This window comes from Endozoicomonas sp. SCSIO W0465, assembly GCF_023716865.1.
GTDB lineage: Bacteria > Pseudomonadota > Gammaproteobacteria > Pseudomonadales > Endozoicomonadaceae > Endozoicomonas.
This window is the reverse complement of record NZ_CP092417.1, coordinates 5448220-5469298: the sequence shown is the minus strand read 5'-3', so window position 1 is coordinate 5469298 and position 21079 is coordinate 5448220. Positions and strand designations below refer to the sequence as shown.

Annotated in this window: 17 protein-coding genes; 3 read left to right on the top strand and 14 right to left on the bottom strand. The window is 46.0% G+C overall.

Annotated features, from left to right (window positions below):
* Window positions 1–543: 543 nt before the first annotated feature.
* Window positions 544–1059, top strand: a complete 516-nt coding sequence (locus MJO57_RS24330; protein ID WP_252019416.1) for a GNAT family N-acetyltransferase — start codon at window positions 544–546, stop codon at window positions 1057–1059.
* A 641-nt stretch (window positions 1060–1700) separates the two neighbouring features.
* On the opposite strand, the gene sctV is transcribed toward MJO57_RS24330, so the two are convergent.
* Genes sctV through MJO57_RS24315 form a run of 3 tightly spaced genes read right to left on the bottom strand, consistent with a single transcriptional unit; the run spans window position 1701 to window position 4530 of the window.
* Window positions 1701–3782: a type III secretion system export apparatus subunit SctV gene (gene sctV / locus MJO57_RS24325; RefSeq protein ID WP_252019414.1), complete on the bottom strand. Its 2082-nt coding sequence runs from the start codon at window positions 3780–3782 to the stop codon at window positions 1701–1703.
* Window positions 3783–3825: 43 nt separating this feature from the next.
* Entirely contained in the window at window positions 3826–4119 is a 294-nt protein-coding gene (locus MJO57_RS24320; protein WP_252019411.1) for a hypothetical protein, read from the bottom strand.
* A 12-nt stretch (window positions 4120–4131) separates the two neighbouring features.
* Entirely contained in the window at window positions 4132–4530 is a 399-nt protein-coding gene (locus MJO57_RS24315; RefSeq protein WP_252019409.1) for a hypothetical protein, read from the bottom strand.
* 246 nt (window positions 4531–4776) lie between these two features.
* Here MJO57_RS24315 and sctC point away from each other — a divergent pair, with 246 nt between their 5' ends.
* Both sctC and yvcK read left to right on the top strand, forming a co-directional pair.
* Window positions 4777–6981: a type III secretion system outer membrane ring subunit SctC gene (sctC, locus tag MJO57_RS24310; protein WP_252019406.1), complete on the top strand. Its 2205-nt coding sequence runs from the start codon at window positions 4777–4779 to the stop codon at window positions 6979–6981.
* A 49-nt stretch (window positions 6982–7030) separates the two neighbouring features.
* The gene (gene yvcK, locus MJO57_RS24305; RefSeq protein ID WP_252019404.1) at window positions 7031–7939 is read left to right on the top strand and encodes a uridine diphosphate-N-acetylglucosamine-binding protein YvcK; all 909 of its coding nucleotides are present in this window, start codon (window positions 7031–7033) and stop codon (window positions 7937–7939) included.
* Between the two features lie 16 nt (window positions 7940–7955).
* On the opposite strand, the gene MJO57_RS24300 is transcribed toward yvcK, so the two are convergent.
* From MJO57_RS24300 to MJO57_RS24250, 11 genes are all read right to left on the bottom strand, one after another.
* Entirely contained in the window at window positions 7956–8597 is a 642-nt protein-coding gene (locus MJO57_RS24300) for a sugar transferase (protein ID WP_252019402.1), read from the bottom strand.
* Between the two features lie 40 nt (window positions 8598–8637).
* Window positions 8638–9834, bottom strand: a complete 1197-nt coding sequence (locus tag MJO57_RS24295; protein WP_252019399.1) for a glycosyltransferase family 2 protein — start codon at window positions 9832–9834, stop codon at window positions 8638–8640.
* A complete protein-coding gene (locus MJO57_RS24290) occupies window positions 9831–10925 on the bottom strand; it encodes a glycosyltransferase (protein ID WP_252019397.1) in 1095 nt (364 codons plus the stop codon). Before MJO57_RS24290 ends, MJO57_RS24295 begins: the two co-directional genes overlap by 4 nt.
* The gene (locus tag MJO57_RS24285) at window positions 10922–12427 is read right to left on the bottom strand and encodes a GNVR domain-containing protein (protein WP_256492165.1); all 1506 of its coding nucleotides are present in this window, start codon (window positions 12425–12427) and stop codon (window positions 10922–10924) included. The genes MJO57_RS24290 and MJO57_RS24285 overlap by 4 nt, the downstream gene beginning before the upstream one ends.
* Window positions 12417–12830: a hypothetical protein gene (locus MJO57_RS24280; protein WP_252019392.1), complete on the bottom strand. Its 414-nt coding sequence runs from the start codon at window positions 12828–12830 to the stop codon at window positions 12417–12419. Before MJO57_RS24280 ends, MJO57_RS24285 begins: the two co-directional genes overlap by 11 nt.
* A gap of 185 nt (window positions 12831–13015) precedes the next feature.
* Window positions 13016–13876, bottom strand: coding sequence for a glycosyltransferase (locus MJO57_RS24275; RefSeq protein ID WP_252019389.1), 861 nt, complete (start codon window positions 13874–13876; stop codon window positions 13016–13018).
* Between the two features lie 262 nt (window positions 13877–14138).
* On the bottom strand, window positions 14139–14723 hold the full coding sequence (locus MJO57_RS24270; protein ID WP_252019386.1) for an acyltransferase: 585 nt from the start codon (window positions 14721–14723) through the stop codon (window positions 14139–14141).
* Between the two features lie 103 nt (window positions 14724–14826).
* Window positions 14827–16038: an O-antigen ligase gene (locus MJO57_RS24265; RefSeq protein ID WP_252019383.1), complete on the bottom strand. Its 1212-nt coding sequence runs from the start codon at window positions 16036–16038 to the stop codon at window positions 14827–14829.
* A 290-nt stretch (window positions 16039–16328) separates the two neighbouring features.
* Entirely contained in the window at window positions 16329–17759 is a 1431-nt protein-coding gene (locus tag MJO57_RS24260) for a lipopolysaccharide biosynthesis protein (protein WP_252019381.1), read from the bottom strand.
* 5 nt (window positions 17760–17764) lie between these two features.
* Window positions 17765–18865 (bottom strand): glycosyltransferase family 4 protein, encoded by a 1101-nt coding sequence (locus tag MJO57_RS24255; RefSeq protein ID WP_252019378.1) that lies wholly within the window; start codon window positions 18863–18865, stop codon window positions 17765–17767.
* Window positions 18858–20963 (bottom strand): bifunctional diguanylate cyclase/phosphodiesterase, encoded by a 2106-nt coding sequence (locus MJO57_RS24250; protein ID WP_252019375.1) that lies wholly within the window; start codon window positions 20961–20963, stop codon window positions 18858–18860. The genes MJO57_RS24255 and MJO57_RS24250 overlap by 8 nt, the downstream gene beginning before the upstream one ends.
* Window positions 20964–21079: the final 116 nt, after the last annotated feature.

The following is a 21079-nucleotide window of genomic DNA, read 5'->3' as shown; positions in this document are numbered from 1 at the left end:
TATGAGCAGTTACGATGAGCCTTCAGATATTCTGGAAAAGATTATCACATCGGCTCACAGACAGAATATAACAAGGGTATGGGTTAAGGGTCGGGAAGTCATCAACAAGAAAAGGTAATTGTAAACGCAGTGGCTACAACAGTTTTAGGCCGTAGTCATCTTCAAACTGTTTAGGGAGGGCTAATAAAGGTCTTTGATGTGTTTAAGGTGATTTAGATTAATGTTGATTGGATTTTCTGATTTTGTTTGATATGAAATCATAATGATATCTTTAATAAGAAATAATAATAATAAAATTATCCTGGTTTTGAATGATTGATTGTATTTAATATTATAATTCATCGTTCAGAGATGGTTGAGGCTTTCATCTTTATTTCCCTTTTACAAAATCAAGCCTGCTAAATGGATTAGATAAACTAAAACTTCAGCTTGGTTGGATAATCCTCGGCGTATTAAGTCATACCAATGGGTTCAGGGTGTATCATCAAGCCCTTGGTATTTTTGCCGATGTTTTACCTGATAGCTGACTATCAGGATAATGATATGCATATAGATTTGGGTAATGGTTACTGCCTCAGAAGGTTCCTTTATGGCGATGCAATCTCTCTGGCTAAACATGGTAATAACGTCAAGATAGCCAGAAACCTTCGGGATACTTTTCCACACCCCTATACCATAGAGCATGCCAGGGCCTGGGTTCAGCATGTAAAGGAACACGAGACCAGAACCCGCTTTGCCATTGATCATGGGGGGGAGGCCATTGGTGAGATTGGCTTTGTGGTTCAACTGGATGTCCACCGTTTCGGTGCAGAGATTGGCTTTTGGGTTTCGGAAGATCACTGGGGTAAAGGTATTATGACCGCAGCGCTTTCTTATGTCTGCCAGTATGCATTTGACGAGATGGGACTGGTTCGTATTTTTGCTGATGTACAAGCTTCTAACGATGGTTCCCGCCGTGTGCTGGAGAAGTGCGGCTTTGAGCTTGAAGGTGTGATGAAAAAGCATGTTTATAAAGAAGAGCAGTTTATTGACCAACTGGTTTTTGCATTAGTTCGTTGATTATCATTCTCTCTTAATCTCCTTACCTTACCTTACCTTACATTACTTCTACCCATTTACAGGGTGGGAGTAGTGTCGTAGCTAAAGGTAAGAGAGACAAGAATAAGAATTTTTGATCAGCCTTTTTTTAGATATTGCGCATAAAACCTTCCAGCCAAATCGATCTGAGCACCCATCCATTTCGCCTTTTTTCTGTACTGTGACAACTGGTAATTTCAGTTTGACAGTTTTCAGACCACGGCTCTTCAATAAAAATCTTCAGAAGAAGATAATTCATTTTGGCTCTATTTTGATTACGAACTGCTCTACAGTGAAAACTGACTGTAGGTCACGAAAAACAAGGATTGGGCAACATTACCGGACAATATGCTGACAACCTTTGTAGATAAAGGGCTTCAGCAATGTTCAACCCAGTAGCAGTCTGAAATCCTACAAGAGCCTTCATTTTTTGTATTGGACACCAATGCTTACAGCCAATGAATTTTATGGAACGATTGAGCATTGATTGGAAATTGATTGGAAGTTGTTTCACAAGGGGAGTTGACTGAAGATGTGATTGCCAGAAACCACAGCTCTCAACTACTGGCTGAAACGATCTGCCAGCAGATTGAGAAGCGAATCCGTTAAGGGAATGACATTGTTTACAGAGAAATACGGCCCAGTGGTTGAACGGTAATCTCTTCCGTTAGTTCCTGGTGTGAAAGCACGGCCAGGTCATAGACTTCCAGCTCCAGAAGTTTTCGCACATAGCGGCGTATATCCATTGACGTAATCAGCACAGGCTTGTGCTCAAGATGACCTATTTTGCCAACAGAATGCTTAACGTTTTCGACAAATTGGGCAGAGGTCGATGGATCAAGAGCCAAGTAACTGCCTGCCGAGGTCTGGCGGATACCGGAGCGGATGGTATCTTCGACATCCTGGTCCAGCAGGTAGACTGGCAACATGTTTTTGCCGTTAGAGTACTTGTAGCTGATGTAGCGCTTCAATGATGAGCGGACATACTCGGTTAACTGAACAACCTCTTTCTCCTTGTGTCCCCAGACCACCAGAGATTGCAGGATTGAACGAAGGTTCCTTATCGAAATGTCTTCAGATACCAGGCGCTGGAATATTTCGGTGATTTTGTTGACGGGTAACAGTCTTTGGACCTCCTTAATCAGTTCACCAAAAGTGCTTTCCATTTTTTCCAGAAGGTAGCGTGTCTCCTGAATACCAACAAAATCTTCTGCATATTTCTTCAGAACATGTGCCAGGTGATAAGTCAGGATTTTTGAGGAATCCATAAAATTGACATTATTGCGCTCAAGCTTGTCCTGAAGGCTTTCATTGACCCAGAGAGAGTCAAGGCTGGGCAGGAACGGATCGCCAACTTCATAAGAGATCTTCAGCATGTCCAGATGCTCATTACTCTCTCTGACGAAGAGAGAGCCTGGTTTGAAATAGCCAGAGGCGACTGGAACTTCCTGTAGAAGTATGCTGTAGGTATTCTCATCCATGGAGTCGTTAAACCGCAGGTGTATACCTGGAAAAGGCACACCGAGATCCATGTAAAGTGATTTCCGGACTTTAAGGAGCTCCTCATTCAAGGAGGATGTGTTCAGGCTTTTCTGTACAGAGGTCGGAACATCAATAATCAAGGGCAGAGTTTGGGTGAACTCTTCCTGTTGGTCCAATCTGGATTTGGCCTCACCCGGTGTTTCTGCTGCTGCAGCCATGGCAGGAATACCGCCATCTTCCTCAGCGGTTCGGGCTTTTTCCACTTTCCTCATCAGAAAGTAGCCACCGCCACCGATGGCTGCAGCGAGAATCATGAAAGTCAGTGTCGGGAAGCCGGGGATCAGAGCAAAGCAGAGTAATAGTGCTCCACCAACCATAAGGGCCTTTGGTTTATCGGTAAGCTGGGTGCCTATCTCATTACCAAGGTCTTTGGCATCTTCATTGGATACACGGGTTACAATGATACCTGCTGTAATGGATATCAGCAGAGCCGGTATCTGGGAGATAAGGCCATCCCCTACGGTTAAGATAGCGTAGAGCTGGAGAGCTTCTCCGCCACTCATACCGTTACCGGTACCAATGGCAACACCGGCGGTAATGTTGACAAAGATGATGATCAAACCGGCAATGGCATCACCTTTTACGAACTTCATGGCCCCATCCATCGAACCAAACAGCTGGCTTTCTTTGGTGACCAGCTCACGACGGCGCTGGGCTTCTTCCATTTCGATGGCCCCGGCACGAAGATCAGCATCAATACTCATCTGCTTGCCGGGCATACCATCCAGAGAGAAACGGGCGCTGACTTCTGCAACACGTTCAGAACCCTTGGTGATGACCAGGAACTGTACAATAGTAATGATAAGGAAGATAACGATACCAACGACCAGGTTACCCCCTACTACAAAGTTACCGAAGGTATATACAATCTCACCGGCATCTGCCTGAAGAAGGATCAGACGAGTGGTGGTAATGGACAGAGCCAGACGGAAGAGGGTTGTTATCAGAAGTACTCCCGGAAAGGATGAGAATTCCAGTGGGGACTTCAGGTAGATGGATGTCATTAGAAGTATTGTGGAAATCCCCATGTTCAATGCAATGAGGAAGTCCACCAGAGGGGTTGGCATGGGCAGAATAATGAGCCCGATGATTGATACCAGCAGGCCTGCCAGTACCAGATCATTTCTGCCGCCTAAATTCAGCCCGGGTAACAGTTGTGCCATGAGATGTGCGCCGCTGCTGTGGGGCTGGCAATGGTCTTGAAGATCAGCGGCTCAGTGCCGCTTTTCTCTTCTTGAGCAGGGCTCGCCCCTTGATCCATTTAATAGCCCGAGTATCACTGCCAGGCCTTGCGTATTTTAGGAAATTATCGGCTGCACGAATGGATTCTTCAGGTCGTTCTGCCTGCAAGTAAGCGTAGCTAAGCATGCGATAAATATCGGGGTTTTTCTTGTCAATTGATATCAGTGCCTCTAATAGCGCAATGGATTTTCTGGGCTGAAGGTACTCAAGATAATAGGAAGCCTGTGACAGCATCCAGGTTTTTAATGACTTATCCATTTCAGTAATCCTTTAGCTGGCAATCAATACATTGCGACACATCATTAAATATTCGCTATCTGCTTTAGCTTTTTCCAGTACTGACAAAGCTTCTTTTATTGTACTGGTATTACTGCTGTTTTTGGGCTGTTGTTGCAAAAAAGTGGCAAGAGAGTCGATTGCATCCTGTGTGAAGCGATAATGCTCCTCTGGACTTGAGTAGATATTCTGGCCGGAAATGCTGGTGGCAAACTTAAGTTCACGGTTTTCATAATTACGGCTCATATCCAGAGCCTTCCAGGTGTAATCAACAACCTTGTCACCGGAGGGTTTGAAATTTGATTTTGATTTAGGAAAGTCTGAGTGAACTAATGTGCTGTCGACCCTTGAAATACCTGAAATACCGTTACCGAAAGAAACTGGTGCTGCCATGATAAAGCCCGTCTGGTCATTTAATCCTCTCCTGCTATCGGCTGGCCTAAAGAGTGATTAACGGATTTTTCTCATGTTAATTATTTTTTTGACGAAATACTGGTGAATCCGGTTTGTTTTCCGATAAACTGGTTTGTGACGGACTTTTATTGACAGTTTTGATATTGTTCAACCATTACAAGGCATCTATTCATTAAGGGCTGTTGAATAAGCTGGAGCAGACATGAGCATGGAGGCACGCGTCTGATGGGCTTGATAAGAAATACCCTGATAATCCTGTCCCTTTTATTGGCGATTACTTTTCAGGCGCTGGCGAACTGGTCATCTGAAGAGCCGCAAACCAGAAAGCATGTAGTGCGTCCTAATGAGACTCTGGAAGTTATTGCTGGCAGTTACGGGTTTGAGGTAAATGAGCTTGCTCTCTATAACAAGCTGAATACTGCTCAGGCTTTACGGGTAGGACAGGTTATCTATTTTCCATCCAATATTGTGCCGGATCAGTCTGGCCGTGTTTCCGCTGAGCAGGGGAGGGCTCCCGAAGTCAGCGTATTCCCCAATTCAGTTGGGGACTTTGTTGACCAGGGGAGACCACTGGATGCCAGAGCGTTTCCCAAGCCAGATAGCTCATCTGTTAATGCAGAAACGGCACGATTAATGCCACTTTTGAATGATGAGCAGCTGTCCGGTAAAGAGGCTGATATCTCACAGTATGGCAGTCAAGCTCATTTCGTAGCAACGTCTGATTTTGATTATAACTTTGCCCAGAAAGATGTCCGTCAACCTGTCAATCAAATGCCCCAGCAATCTTCAAAAAACCTCAATATGATGGGGTCGGATGCACCATACGGAAACAAAATGGTTATCTCTGCAGAAGAGGCTATACAGGATGCGATCGATGATTTTGAAGGGACTATTGGTGATGATGAATCACCGGCCCTGGCGGCGTTTGGTGTTCGTCCGTATGCGTATTTCGGGAATGGGGACAGCTTGAAGGAAGTTTTGCAGAATTTTGCGTCAAGCTATTATATGCCAGCCATCATAGCGGATACGGTAGTCGGGGAAGTCAATGGCAAGATTGGACCTTTGACCCCTGTTGATTTCCTGGATCATCTGGCCAATATCTATGGTTTTATCTGGTATTTTGATGGGCATACCCTGTTTGTTTATGATGGCAGTGCATCCAGCCAGCAGATTATCAGCCTAAACTATTTACCGATAAAGCAGCTGAAGAAAACCCTGAAAAAGATTGGTATCTGGGATGGGCGATTTTTCTGGAAGGAACAGCCGCAAGAAGGTCTTGTCTTTATTTCCGGACCTCCTCGTTATATAGAGTTGGTTTCTCAGACAGTACTTCTGCTTGATGCGAAAGAAGGAGAACGCCAAAAGAGTAAGCTGACGGTTCGCACCTTTCCACTCAAATATGCCTGGGCAACCGATAAGTCATTTACTTTCCGGGGTCAGCAACTGACCGTTCCGGGAGTGGCCACTATTCTGACGAGAATTATTAAAGGTGGCGGTGTCGCCCAGGTCACCAGACAGGGAATGCCTAACCCATCAATGACTCCGGCAGAGAGTGTCAGTCAATCCGGTGAACCCGCTCTGACAGAAGCCTCAGGGCCATCGGTAGGAGACCCGCTAAATGCTGGCGCGGAAGCTGATGAAGTTTACATTAATGCTGATCCCCGACTGAATGCGATCATTGTGCATGATCTTGAATCCAAGATGCTCATGTATGAAGAGCTGATTGCTTCACTGGATAAACCAACCTCTCAAGTAGAGATCAGTATCTCAATTATTGATATCAATACTCAGGATCTGCAGGCTTTAGGCGTGGACTGGAATAATTCTGGCAGTTCAAGTGATTCGAAGTTTTCATTTACTCCCAATTTGTCACCAGATTACGCCACTGTTATTTCCAGTACTTTTGGTTCTTTTGAGGCTAATTTGCGGTTATTGGCTGATGAAGGAAGGGCTAAGATTGTCTCCAGACCTTCCATTTTGACACTTGATAATATTGAAGCAATTCTTGATAACAGCAGCACCTTCTATGTTGCGGTTGAAGGTAGAGAGGATTCTGAACTGTTTCCTGTTACTTCGGGTACTGTAGTTCAGGTTACACCGAGAATTGTCCGTGAAGATCAGGGACGACGTATTCATATGAGTGTTAATATTCAGGATGGTACTGGTAGTCAGGGAACTGAAGAAATAGGCCAGAAACTACCTGAGGTTACCAACAGTTCGATTAATACTCAGGCTATTATCAGTGAACAGGAGAGTTTGTTGATCGGTGGTTTTTACAAAGAACAGGAAGAAGAAAAACTCTCTAAAGTACCGCTGCTTGGAGATATCCCGGTTCTTGGCCACTTATTCCGTGCGGAGTCAACTTCAAAGATCAAACAGGTACGCTTATTCCTCATAACGCCGCGCATCATTGGTTCAACAGAAACCTGATAGTACTTAAGGAAGACTACTCGTATTTATATTCATAAAAGAACTTGCCATGTATTCTGTAAAAACACTTTATCAGTGTCGCCGGATTGTTGCTATTGGTGGAGGGCATGGCCTTGGACGTGTTATGGCAAGCCTGGGGGTTCTCGGTGAGCGTCTGTCAGGCGTTGTTGCGACAACGGATGATGGAGGGTCAACGGGGCGACTCAGGGATGGCAGTGGTTGTATTGCCTGGGGAGATCTTAGGAACTGTCTTAACCAGCTGTGCTCGGATAGTCCTAACCTTGCACGGATTCTGTTTGAGTACCGCTTTAAAAATAGCGGAGATATCAGTGGGCACAACCTGGGTAACCTGATTTTACTGGCGATGGACCAAATGTGTGTTCGCCCATTGGATGCCATAAACCTGATTCGCCAGATGTTACAGGTTGGCGCAGAGTTGATACCAATGTCAGAAGAGCCTGCTCGTCTTGGTGCTATTGTGGATGGGCAGGAAGTAGTTGGTGAAACAACCATTGATTCTCTCGAGAAATGCCCGGAGAAGTTGATGATTATGCCGGCTATACAACCGACTGATGAGGCTATAGCCAGGATAAAAGAGTCAGATATGATTATTTTAGGCCCGGGTAGTTTCATGACCAGTATCTTACCCGCGATCTTGATGCCAGAAGCTGCAGAGTGTATTCGCAACAGCAAGGCATTAAAGGTATTTGTGGGTAATATTAATCAGGAAATGTCGGCTGTCGGAAAAATGTCCATTAGCGATAAGCTGTCATGGATGAGTGAAATGACCGACATATACCCAGATGTATTATTGTGGCCTGCTGAGAATGAACAACCTGAGAATATTCAATGCGAAATCCACACTATGCCATTGGTGGATACTTTCCAGGCGGGCGTACATAGCCAAGAGGCCTTAAGGCAAGGCCTGGATGAGATTGCCGGTGTTTTGTTTCGGTAAGCGATTCTTTACCTTTCTACTGCCCCTTGCCTGTTATCATGACGAGGATGGTTTTGAACATTACGTAAATATCCATTTTCAGCCACTCCCATGGGGTGCTAAGAGACAGTGCATAGGCATGGTCATAGGCAACTTTATTTCTCACGTCATTCAATGTTTCATCATAACCCATCATTACCTGGGCAAGACCGGTAATACCGGGAACAACATCAAACGTTCGTTCACTGTAAAACGGAATGTTCGTTTCCAGTTTATTGTACATTCCCGGCCGCTCAGGTCTTGGACCAACAATGGCCATATCCCCAACCAGTACATTCCAGAGTTGCGGCAGTTCATCAAGACGCGTTTTTCTCAGGAAATTGCCAACTTTGGTAATTCTTGGGTCATTTTTCTGAGCCCAAACGGGGCCCGTTCCTGATTCAGCATCATTCCGCATGGTTCTGAATTTTTTCATCATGAATAAGCGAATATAGTTTTCCTTTTGATAGCCAATACGCATCTGCTGATAAATAATTGGTCCGGGGCTATCAAGACGAATGGCCATTGCGATAAAGGGAAACAGTGGCAGGGTGATTGCCAGCCCGGCCAGAGCGATAAGAATATCCATTAATCTTTTGCACATTGAGGCAAGAGGATGGACATAGGTAGACTCTTTCATGGGTACACTCCTTAAGTACGTCAAGTACGTCTTTAAATCCTTATGTTTCAGTATTTACTCTTTTCCATTGGCCTTTGGTCTGGCCTGAAAGATAGTTAATCAAGCCGATAGCCATGGCCAGGTGACCGGATACCAGATAAAAGAGTACTCTCAATTTCTTATGGTCTGGTTGTGAGCGACGGAGGATATAAAATACAGTGACTCCGTAAATGCCCAGCTGAATGGCAAGAACAATCTGAAAAATAGGGTATGACAGGGATAGTAATGTTGAAGATACCAGTGCCATTAACAGTAACAGAGGCATGAATGGGCGCAGAAATTTACCTGAAAAAAAGTTGAATGCTATCTTTCCGAATTTTGGATGTAATAAACCAGCGTGACGAATGGCCTGTTGAATATTTCCGGCAGCAATTCGCTTTCTTCGTTGGAAGTCCATTTCATGACATGCTTGCTCGAGTTCTACGGCAATTATTCTCGGGTCATAAAGACATTGGTAACCCTTCATGGTTATTTGGACAGGCAGTGTGAAATCATCATTGATCGTGTCCGCAGGGAGCAGGTCAAACAGCTCACGGCGAAAGGCATAAAATGCACCGTGCACGCCCAGTGTTGCCCCCAGAGTGCTCTCTCGTGTTTTAATACTTCGCTGATAATGCCAGTAAGCCTGCTCTCCAACACTGAGTGATTGTAAAAAGTGGTAGCTACCGCAAATTACCCCGGTATTTTCATTGCTTAAATGAGCTGCAACGATTAACAGGCTGTCGTTAGATAAAAGTGATGACACATCGGAAAGGGCAATTACACTACAGCGGGAGAAGCTGATGGCTTCATTCAAAACAGCTACTTTTCCAGCATTTACCGGTTTTTCTATTATGCATAAGTTCAGGTGGCTGCATTCAGGCTCTGTCAGGGTTTTCTTTGCCAGCTGGGCAGTACCATCTGTGCAGCCATCGCAAACCAGAATTACATTTAATTTATAGTCCGGGTAATCAAGGGTAGCAAGGTTTCTAATTTTTTCCTGAATAGTGCCAGCTTCATTACAGGCGGGCATGATCAGACTGATGCTTGGCAGCATATGATCAAGAGGCGTTATTTGATGGTGTCGGTGATAAAAGCTGGGTCGTGTGTTTTCCAGTCCCTGTGTCAGCCATTTCAGAACGACAGGATAACCAATATGGTGATATACAATCACAATGCCTGCCATAAAGAAGGTAATCAAGGCCAGCCACTCAATCATTTTGGCCTCCCGCAATACAAGTCATCGTACTGCCCGATCATTCTCTCCAGGTTGCAATGGTTAACTACAAAATTGCGTGCAGACTCCTGTTTTTCTTTATTGATGCCTGAAGAGAGCTGCGTTTTAAGAGCGGTTTCCAATTCCTCTGTACTTCCGGCTTTTATCAGGAGGCCGCTCTCAGGATCAACCGCTTCACGACAACCACCGACATCGGTGATGACAACAACTCTCTGGCAAGCCTGAGCTTCCAGTGGTGAGAGTGGCAGACCTTCTTTTTTTGAGGCGAGACAGAAGATATCAATAGCATGGTAGAAGCCGGGCATGTCATCAATGACACCCAGAAAGTGGACCCGTTGCTCTATGTTAAGCCGTCTGGTCAGATCTCTGAGTTCATGCTCAAGTTCACCTCCACCGGCAAGAGCAAGGTGAGTACTTTCGGGTAACCTGGAAAAAGCATGAATCAACAGGCTATGGTTTTTAACCTCATTAAAACGTGCTGCACAGCCAATAATGGGAGTATCCGTGGGGAGATTCAGTTTATTTCTGGCTGCCGTTTGGTCTGATGGCTGGAATTTATCCGTATCAATTCCATTAAGCACTACAGATGGTGTCAAGAGTGGAATATGTTGCCGAATGCTGGCTGCAACCAGCTCTGCATCTGCTACGACGGAAGGTCTGAGCAGGTGGAAGCAGGCAGCCACCAGCCAGCGTCGTTTTGGATGGTTGAGATGCCACGCATCGTGTTCAGTATGTACGTGACCACATCGGGTCAGCATGGCTGCAACTCCACCATAGATAAGGGGGCCTATATGGTGGGTATGAACCACGTCAACATTAATTTGTCGTAAAAGTTGTGAGAGTTTTGCAACCGTCGAAAGACTCAATCCGGGAGGTTTGCCAAGAAAATGAACCCTTTCCAAACCCTCAAGACGGGGCCAATGCCTGATAGCTTCAGACGGCGTTCCCTCGAGACTGATAATATGAACATTCTTCGGGTTACTGGCTTTTCGCTGTATGTCTAAAGCCATTGTCTCAATGCCACCCGGGGCGAGGTGCTGGACTATCTGAGCGATAACGGGAGGTGATGTCATGCTGATACCTCTCCCTCATCGAACCAGTCTTTTTCCGGATCGTAAACCACGTTTGGTGCTGTGGGCATTGATGGTATTCTTGCCAGAACGGATACCCCTGCAATTCGCTCAATACTGTCCTGGAATCGTAAGGTAGTATCGGATATTTCTGAAATCGCAGCCAGTCCGGTACCGATACCAAGACCAGCAAAGATGCCTGCCACAATAAATAATGAGGCTGGAAGTGCATTAGGACTGCTGGGGGTGAAGGGTTCGTCGATGATTTTAACTTGTTCTGATTCTTGGTAAGCGCTCAGGTCCTCTGTCACTTTTGCCATGACATAACGGTTAAGAAAATCATCATAAAGTTTTTGCTTGATACCGAAGTCTCGTTGCAGTTCAACAAGAGTCCGCTCTACTTCAGCAAACTGCTGCACTTTACTCTGGAGCTGGTCGGTCTGCTCTTTGATGTTTTTCACTTCATTCTGAAGGCTGTTGACTTTGGCTTTGGCTTCCTGAACTGCCTGAAGCTGAGAGGCCAGAATGGTGGTCTGTCCTCTCTGGGGATTATCCATTGACACAGTGGGCGTTGATGACGCCAGGTTCCATAGACGCTGAACATCTTCCGTTTTTAATTGACTGCTTTCAGCAATCATTCTCTGTCGTTCAGCTTGCAACCTGTCGAGCTCTCTTACCAGCGTCTGAACCTTGCTGTGCTTATCTGTATAACGGGAGCGAAGCATACTCAGCGTGGTGCGTGTGTTAATAATTCGCTCTTCAAGTTTACCGATAACGGGGTTGGTTTGAGCCAGGTTACCATTGAACTCTTCCATTGCAGCTTTGGCACCGACCAGTTCTGTCTCTTTTTCCATTAGCAGTTGGCGGAGTTCTGCCAGTCTGGTTACGTTCGCTTTATGGAGTTCTGGAAGTTCCAATGCGAACCTTGCCTTGTATTCAGATAATTCCAGCTCAGCATCAGAAAGCTCCTGATGTCGACGATCTACCTGATCCTTGAGAAACTGGGTTGAAGCTACCTGCCATGATTTTTGTGGTGCCTGAACCAGAGTAAGGAAGTGTTGAGTAACTTTGGTCAGCAGTTCTTTAATATCGGTTTTGTTCTGACTTCGATAATAGATTTTGACGAGATCACCGCCGAAGACGATGGACAGTGAGCGTGAGAGTTCATCAATGGCCTCATCTATTTGCTCCTCAGACGACTTATAGTCGATAAACCCAACGGCTTTAGCAACACCCTTTAATACTTTGCGGCTCTTAAGGAGTATTTTCAGGGCTAATTGTCGTTCTTCCAGGTTTGTGGATATAGTGAAATCTTCCAGAATCGGGTTTAGCTCGGTGGTATTCTGAAGCAGTATAGTGGTGTGCGCTTCATAAAATTTGGGAGCCATGAAGCTGGCAAAAAAACCAACCACCGGCATGATGAGAATAGGCACACAAATAGTGTAGCGGCGGCGCCAGGCGGCGCTGAGAAGTCGAAAAAGGTTTCTCAGGATTTCACTGGACACCTTCACCTCCGGAAATATTATTTCCTACCGCATGAATGGTGGCTGAATCAAGGTCCAGTTCAGGCTGGTAAACCAGCTCTATGTTTTCACTGTATTGCTCCAATGTATTTTTCAGACTCTGCAACCTTGCCCAGGAATCATTCAGTGTTTTAAACGGCTCTCCGGCGGAAGAGGGCGCTACGGAAATAATGATATTGAGCTGCTGGCTCTCGGGTAATGAATTAATAAAGAGATCAATGACTTGTTTATGCTGATTATTAACCTCTAATTCCTGTTGGGTGAAATTGAGAGACAATTGACGGCGATACCTATTTTTTGCAATAGGTGATCTATTTTCTTTTTCATTGATTCGCGCAATGGCATCGGTAATCTGCTGTGTTGATCTTGCTTGCTTCTTCTCCATCAGGGTCTGAAAACTAAGTGGTGATGTGCATCCGTAAAGTAATGACAGACTGAGAAACGTCAGTACGGCAATGAGGCGGGATCCATATCGCTTAATCAAGTTGACTTCCCTGTAATCAGTTTCAAATTACTATTAATTGTAGCTTCTGTTCAAATAGGAAAATATTTAAAATGAACAGTGTGTTTTTAACGTGATAAGTGGTTGATCAGTGCTTCGAGCTGAGTGGCTCTGTGCTGCCATGATTCGGTAGAGACTCTGCTCTGTCTTCTGGCTTTCTCTTCCCTCTGTTTATTGGCCCTCAAAATTACTCTGGAAAATGGCTCTTTAGGTGACTGAATAGCCAAGAGTTCTTCATATTCTCTGGCTGCAGGAAAAGTTGTGGAAGCAATAGGCGTACCCGATGCAAGATATTCTCTCAACTTCAAGGGATTACAGGCAGCGATCTGTTTGTTGTCTCGAAAGGGCAGCATGGCAACGTTCCAGTGCTGAATGTAGGCAGGTAGTTGATTATGGGGCCTGGCTCCCAGAAATTGCACATTGGGCAGTGCCTGAAGGGATGAGACATCGGTTTTAATGTCACCAATAAAAACAAACTGCCAGCTGGGTAGGGCAATGGCCGATTGAACCAGTATATCCGTCTCCAGCCAGGCAGAAATACTGCCGTAGAAACCGGCAATAGGGCCATTTTCTGGAAGATCATGGGGCCTGGCTGCCGGTGTTGAGAAAAGCGGGTAATCAACACCGTGGGGTAGAATGATGGAGTCAGGATGAGTAAATTTCCTGGTCAGTACTTTGCTGACGACAAGGATCAGATCAACTTTTTCAGCCAGCTCCTGTTCTAATGGTTTGACCATTTTGTGATCAACGCCATCAAGGCCTTCAAAATCATCACCACAGTAGTAGATAGAAGCTTGCTCATTAAAGCTACCCACCATATCGACGGCTGTTGGCAGTGAGAGCCAGAGAATAATCTTGTCAAATCCCTCGTGTTCTATTGCTCTGTTAATGTCTTTCAGTAAACGCCATTTGTTAAATCGGCGAATCAATTTGTACCTGTGAAAAGGGAGGACTTTGGGATTGATGATAATGGGCGTTATTTGTTCTGAGAGCGATTGTGTGGGCCTGTCAGTACGTTTAAACATAGCCGTTATCTTTTGATAGACTCTTTTTATATCCCTGAAAGATAGTCTTGGAGACCTCATTCCAATGGAGTTTACCCAGATTACCCGATGCCTTTTCATTAAATGACTGATCAGGTGCTGGGTACTGGACGGTAAACCTCCCCAGTCTTCTCCAAATACAATGAGATCAGCCATTGCTTCTCTCCGATGACAAATCCAGTGATTTGATGACCTTGGCCGGAATCCCGCCAGCAAGAACACCAGGGGGCAAATCTCTGGTGACAACGCTGCCAGTGGCAACAATCGTGCCTGCTCCAATGGTTACGCCACCCATAACAGTAACGCCAGCTGCCAGCCATGCATCCTCTTCGATAATAATGCTGCCAACCTGATCATCCGTATCCGGCTCTCCCCGTGCTCTGGCTAACGGGTCAACAGGATGTCCCGGGTAACCGACCAGCCTTACTTTGACGGCTAACCGAACGTTATCTCCAATCTCAATACGATCACCGACAAAAATTTCGTTTTGCCAACTGATACCGACATTGTTGCCAATTTTTAGTTCTGGTTTTATATGGCCTGAAGCTCTGCCACTGATGGTGGTATGGCCAGAGAGCCTGCAATGGTCACCCATGGTGATTGTTAATGGCCCGAGTAGTAAAGGCATGCCTGAATAGAGATAGAGCTTCCTGGGGATATTGGCGAGTTGGGATTTGAACACCGGAGTCCAGTAAAAGATACGAATCAGACTGCTGAAGAGCCCTGTAGTCATCTTGTGTAATTGATACAGTACGCTATGAATCGGATTGATTACCGGCATTTCAATACTTCGAATGGATTTCAAAAAAGAGAAAAGAAATCTTCCTGCGACAGAGTCACTGTTTTTTATTCGGGCCCTTAAGCGATCTAGCATGTGGCAAACCCTTGCCGTGTATGGTTTCAGCTTTTTTATTAACTATAGACGTTTTTTGTTCTTCTGTTTCTTCGGCTGGATAGTGATTATCCATAAAGTTGGCAATGGCAATACTGATCGATGTAATGATGTAGACTGGCCAGAGAAAGCCCTGACTCAAAAAAGATCCGGAAACACAGAAACCAACCAGTCCTGCATAGGTTCCTACCGCGATAGCGGTCATATGGGGATCGTACTCCGGTGACCCTTTATTTCTATCCAGGCGTGTCAGGGAGCTGCGTATCGACATAAAAATGGTGAAAATCATAAAACCGAACAGGCCAAAGCCAACAAACCCGGATTCTGACATGACCTGAAACCAGGTGCTGTGGGTAACGTGGGCCTGACCCTCCGCCCGACTATGGGTTGCGTAATCCCAGTAATTATCCAGGAAGAGAGATAGACCAACGCCGGTCATCGGGTTTCTGAGGGCCATGTTAAAAGCCGCTTCCCAGGCATGGATACGGCCCATCGCTGATGCATCAACGCCCTCCTCTGCGGCACCTCCGGATTTACGGTCGCTGATGCCAGCAGCAGCCACCAGAATCATCAGGCTAAAGCTGCCAATACTGATGAGCAGCAATTTTGATTTGATGATGCGAAGACCAAAGATACCAAACACGGCAACCGTCGCCAGTAAGCCGCCGCGACTTTGTGTTGCAATGATGGATGAAACAAAGACAACAATACCTATCAGGCCAAGCAGCGTTCTGATCTTGCCGGTGCCTTTCGTGGTTGCCAGGGCCACGGCATAGCTCATGGGAAAGCTGAGAACCAGAGAGAGGTCGTTGGGGTCACCCAGACTGGTGCCCGGAATGGTGACACGGGTTTCCTCGACCATACCGATACCGTTGGCATTGTTATACAGTGTGACACCGCCCACAGCCAGGCCAGAACAGATGATCAGAAAGTGCGCCAGCTTGAAGTGCCAGTGCTCGGTCATCAGCCACGAGATGGCCAATACCATGATGCCGATTTTCATGTAAACACTGGTGAAGCTGCCGAAAGCGGTGGGGGGATAGCTGGAAAATGCTATACCAATTACTACCCAGCCAAAAAAGCGGGCAAAAATGGTGTGTTCATGACGCCAGTAAACCTGAACTTTCTTGGTCAGGATAATGTGCCAGGCCAGCACAAAATAGGAGCCCAGTGCCGTTAACAGTGGGATCTTGATGGGGTCCAGCTGAGGAAAAACTTCATGGAGCCGGAAAAATGAGAACAGGATGAAAATCAAACAGACCACAAAGGGTTTTTTCAGAATAAATATCAACCCCAGCGGGATCACTGCCAGTGGGAGCAGGGCTATAGGGTGTGGAAATATCAGACTTGGCAATGCTGCAAGTGCGCAATAAGCGGTGACGGTTATCGTCTGGTAGCGATTAATAAACAGCCGTTCAAGGTTGGGTAGCTGCATCTTTTGCTACCCTAGTGTCGTAAGTACTTGAGGGTTGTAAAAAGCTGGCGACGAAAAAACAAGAGCTGAGTGGCTGAGAAAAGGAGCACTCCAGCCAAAACCATCAGGAACAGTAGAGCCACCTCATGTACCCGGCTGGACAATTGATCCCGAATTAGTAGTAAACATGCCAGCATAACCATGGCGCTGCAGAGGCTCGGTAGAAGAGCGCTCAGGAAAGATGATGATTTCAGCTCAAATGCTGGCAGAATGAGTTTCAGGTGAAAAGCAAAGCTAATCAGGTTAATGCTTAACCATGCCCAGCACGCACCTTCAACACCATATTGAATGCCAAAGAAAAAAATCGGCAGTGTCAGGATAGTTAACAGCAGGGTACGACAGTTTTTTCCGGGTTCACCAATAGCGGTTATACCGGTAGCCATCATTTCCGACAACATACGGAATGGACTGGTCAGGCAGAGAATTTGAAACGGAACAATAGCGGCAGCCCATTTGTCAGAGAGTATCAGGGTGATCAGTTCAGGTGAAATAGCACACATACCCAGATACATGGGGAATAGCACCAGACTGGCAAGTTGAACTGATTTATACAGATATTGTCCGGCAACAGAGCGTTCATTCTGAAGCTTGGCAAATGATGAAAGCCCCAGATGGTTTAGAAGTTCTCCAATCTTGTCACTGGGAAGGTTGGCCAGATTTCGGGCAACAGAGAACACCCCCAGGTCTGTTTTGGTGAGCAGGCGGCCAATGCTTATATTGCCAGAGACATTGACGAAATAACGCAACACATCGTTAACAGTGGCTATGCCACTGAAACCTGCCATTTTAGAGAAACCCCTGAAACTCAATGCTGGCCAGACCCAGCAGGGGGTAATGCAGTTATAACCAATGGTCAGCCCCAGGCGCATGAATAAATGCCCCAGAATCAGGGACCATACACCGAGACCGGAAGCAGCCATGGCAATGGTAACAACACTGGTTATCAGGGTTGTATAAAACTGAACCTTTTCCCGGGCTTTGAACAGCATCTTGCGGCTGGCCATGGCATAAGGCAGCGTATGGAACACCATAATGAGATGCTGGCAGGCTACAGCCTGGACAAGAATGGTAAGCCGTGGTTCATCAAAGAAACCGGCGATATACGGAGCAATTGAAAAGAAAAAACTGAAAAAGACCAGGCAGGAAACAATGTTAATGGTGAATGCCTGTCTCAGTTGGGTTGTGTTGAGTTCTTCGACCTGAATGATCGCTTTGCCAATACCAAAGTCTCCCATCAGCGCAAATATACCGATAAAAGCCATGGTCATGGCCATAAGACCATAATCATCGGGGGTCAGGAGGCGGATAAGAATCAGTGTGTTGAGCCAGGTGAAGATCTGTGCCGCAAGGCGCAGCGTCGCTCCAACTTTCAATCCTTTGATAACGTTCTGGCCGAGTTCCATTGAGTTTATCCAACCGTTTGAGAGCGATCCTGTTTCTTATTAGTCAGACTATGAGCGGATGCTGTTTTGAGTGTTTTGGGCCAATCGTGCCCTTTTGCCTGTACCGCTTGCTGGTATACATCAAGAATCTTTGGCAGGATCGCCTGACTTGAGTATCTATTGATGATCGTGGCAACACAGGCTTCCCTGATTTGCCACTTCACTGCCTCTGGCAGGGAAAACCAGAATTGCAGCAAATTACTCATTTCATTGAGGTCTCCAACCGGAGAGGTCCAGCCGTTGAAGCCCTGCAAAATGAGGTCGGGAAGTCCTCCCAATGGAAAACTGAGGACAGGTACGCCATGAGCCATGGCTTCCAGTGCGACCATGGGTAAGCCTTCAAAACGGGATGTTATACACAACAGGCCGATTTCACGCCAATGGGCTTCCATGGACTTAACCTGGCCCATGAACATGACATTATGGACTTGCTGCTTTTGGAGTATTTCTTCCATTGGGCCACTACCATAGAGCCTGAAGGGGAGTAGTGGTTGGTGCTTGGCCAGCTGCAGAAACAGGTCAGGACCTTTCTCGTGACTCAACCGACCAACAAACGAGATGGCTTTTCCCGAAGATGGGTAATGTTCTGGAACATCTACAAAATTATCAATCCGACGAGGGGCTCTGATCCATCTTCTGGCAATCTCATCACTGACTGCGATATTTTCAGAAATCGGGCTGCTTAACTGATCCAGCAGTGAATATAGTCGGACCATACCTTCACCCGGATCCCCATTATGAAAGGTGGAGGCCACAGGTGTTCTTGTGATGACTGCTGCCAGGCGGCCAAAAATACCGGCTTTGTACCCATGGGTATGTAGTATCAGCGGCTGTGTGGATTTGAGTTCTGAAATCAGCTGAACCAACCTGCCATTGAGATAACGGAAACGGATTGCAGAGTCTTTTAACGTCTGTTCTAAAGGATGCTCAGCCTGGTATTTTTGGTAGAACCAGATTTCTGCAAGCCAGCCACTGCTTTGAAGCGCTTTGGCAAGTTGGTAAACATGAGTCTCGATACCACCTGCCTGGCGGGAGTCCAAGAGTATGATAATGGGATGATCAGCCATTATTGTCTCCCTCACTACCATTATCTCTAGCCTTTACCTGCGTATTACTTGACGAAACACTCTGGCTTGATACAAGACTGATAAAGTCATGGGCCGACAGAGGCTTTCCGTAGTAATAGCCTTGCCCTTCCTGACAGCCTCTTTGCGCCAGATAGGCGTCTTGCTCAACAGTCTCTACACCCTCTGCAAGAACTTTCAGGCCGAAGCTCTTGCCAATCTGAACAATGGCCTCAACGATGCCACAGTTTTCCCTGTTCTCAGGAAGATCTTCAATAAAGGACTTATCAATTTTGATTTTATCGAATGGAAACTGTTTAAGGTAACCCAGGGAGGAATACCCCGTTCCAAAGTCATCAAGAGCAAGGGTTACGCCTATGCTTTTAATGGTCTGGAGCTGGGCTTTCGATGCTTCCAGATCATCAATAATGGAGGTTTCTGTCACCTCAAGCTCCAGAGCCTCAGGGGGAACCTGATATTTATTCAGTAAAAACGCGATACGATCCGCAATATTCTGATCCTGCAGCTGAATAGCAGAGAGGTTGACTGCCATACGCAGGTTGTGAAAACCAGCAATATGCCACTTATTTAACTGTTGGCATGCATTTTCCAGAACCCAGTCACCAATAGGAATAATATCAAGGCTGTGTTCTGCCATGGGAATGAACATATCCGGCGAGATTAATCCTTTCTCCGGGTGATTCCAGCGCAGCAATGCCTCTGCTCCCGACAGCTTGCGTTGTTGATAGTTAAACTGTGGCTGAAAGGCCAAACTGAGTTCGCATTTTTCAAGGGCTTGATGGAGGTCCATCTCCAGCCGTTTGCGCTGGCGGACTTCGGTATCAAGAGTGGCAACATAAAATTGGTAGCGGTTGTGGCTTCTGGACTTTGCCATAATCATGGCAAACTCAGCCTGTTGCAGTAACGTGTCGACATCCTCACCATCACCAGGAAAGAGCGTTATTCCTACGGTAGCACTGATTGTCAGCTGTTCACTGTTAATCTCGAAAGGTCTGTCAAGCTGCCTGATCAGAGACTGAGCCATTTCTGCAGCCTCGTAGGGCTGCTCGATCTTTGATTGAATAATCGCAAACTGATCTTCACCTAACCGGCCAATATAGGCGTTATTGCCGATACAGTTTCTAAGGCGGTCCGCGACTTTTACCAGAATATGTTCGGCAGCATTGAAATTTACCTGGGCATTTAATGATTTAAAATCATCCAACCCGAGGCAGAGAATGGCGATGTTCTCATGCTTTTTTGTGGCCTTTTGGATAAATGTATTGATCTGGTTCTGGATGGTACGCCGGTTTGGTAGTCTGGTCAGGTAGTCATATTGCGAGAGCCTCATAATACGTGCTTCTGCTTTCTGACGAAGACTTTGATGGTAGTTAATAGACGTTAACAGTTTATTGGCAGTTCTGACCCAGAGACCTAATTCATTCTTTTCATTACCTTCAGGTACTGGCAGTTGCTGTTGTCCGGGTTCTTCAGGGTTAATGCTTGATAAATGGTGTATTAAACGATTCATGGGGCGAGTCAGCAATGTTGAGTAGATCAGGTACAGCAGCAGGGCCATTGCTATGGCACGTATTATCCCGGCAAACAGGACAACGATAGATCTTTGAATAAATGCCTTGCCTTCATAGGCCGTGTCAATTGAAAGAATCAGCTCCCCAAAGTGCTCTTTTTCAGGTTCATGACTATACAGTTGCTGTCGGTGTATGCGGATAGGGTCAAAAATATAATCTGAGAGGAGTCGGTACCGGGAAGCAAAAATGGGTCTCTCCACCATTGCCAGCTTTGAATTATCGTCAAGACGTATTGCAGCCACTTGAACAGATTTTATTTCCAGTAGTCCATTCAGTACTTCCTGTGCCATGTCAGTATCAAGACGATAGGCCGACCTGCTGGCGGGCTCATGAATCATTGCCAGCATTTCCCTGGCTTTCCGATCAATGTCAGCGTTGGACTGGTGAGCGTCCAGGAACACCTGCACAAGGCTCAACAAAACACCTAATATGCAGGCACAGAGAAGAACCACCTTTAGCAATTTGATGGACAGATGTTCTGCAGGATGCATGTCCTTGTGTGTATCCATAAAGAGAAATTTTATGTTAGCCATTGATACAGAGTTATTTGGATACAGCTTTAGACTGAAAGTGCTTAGGCATACTGTCTGATTGGTACTTTTTACAGTCTTTAAATAACTATAGG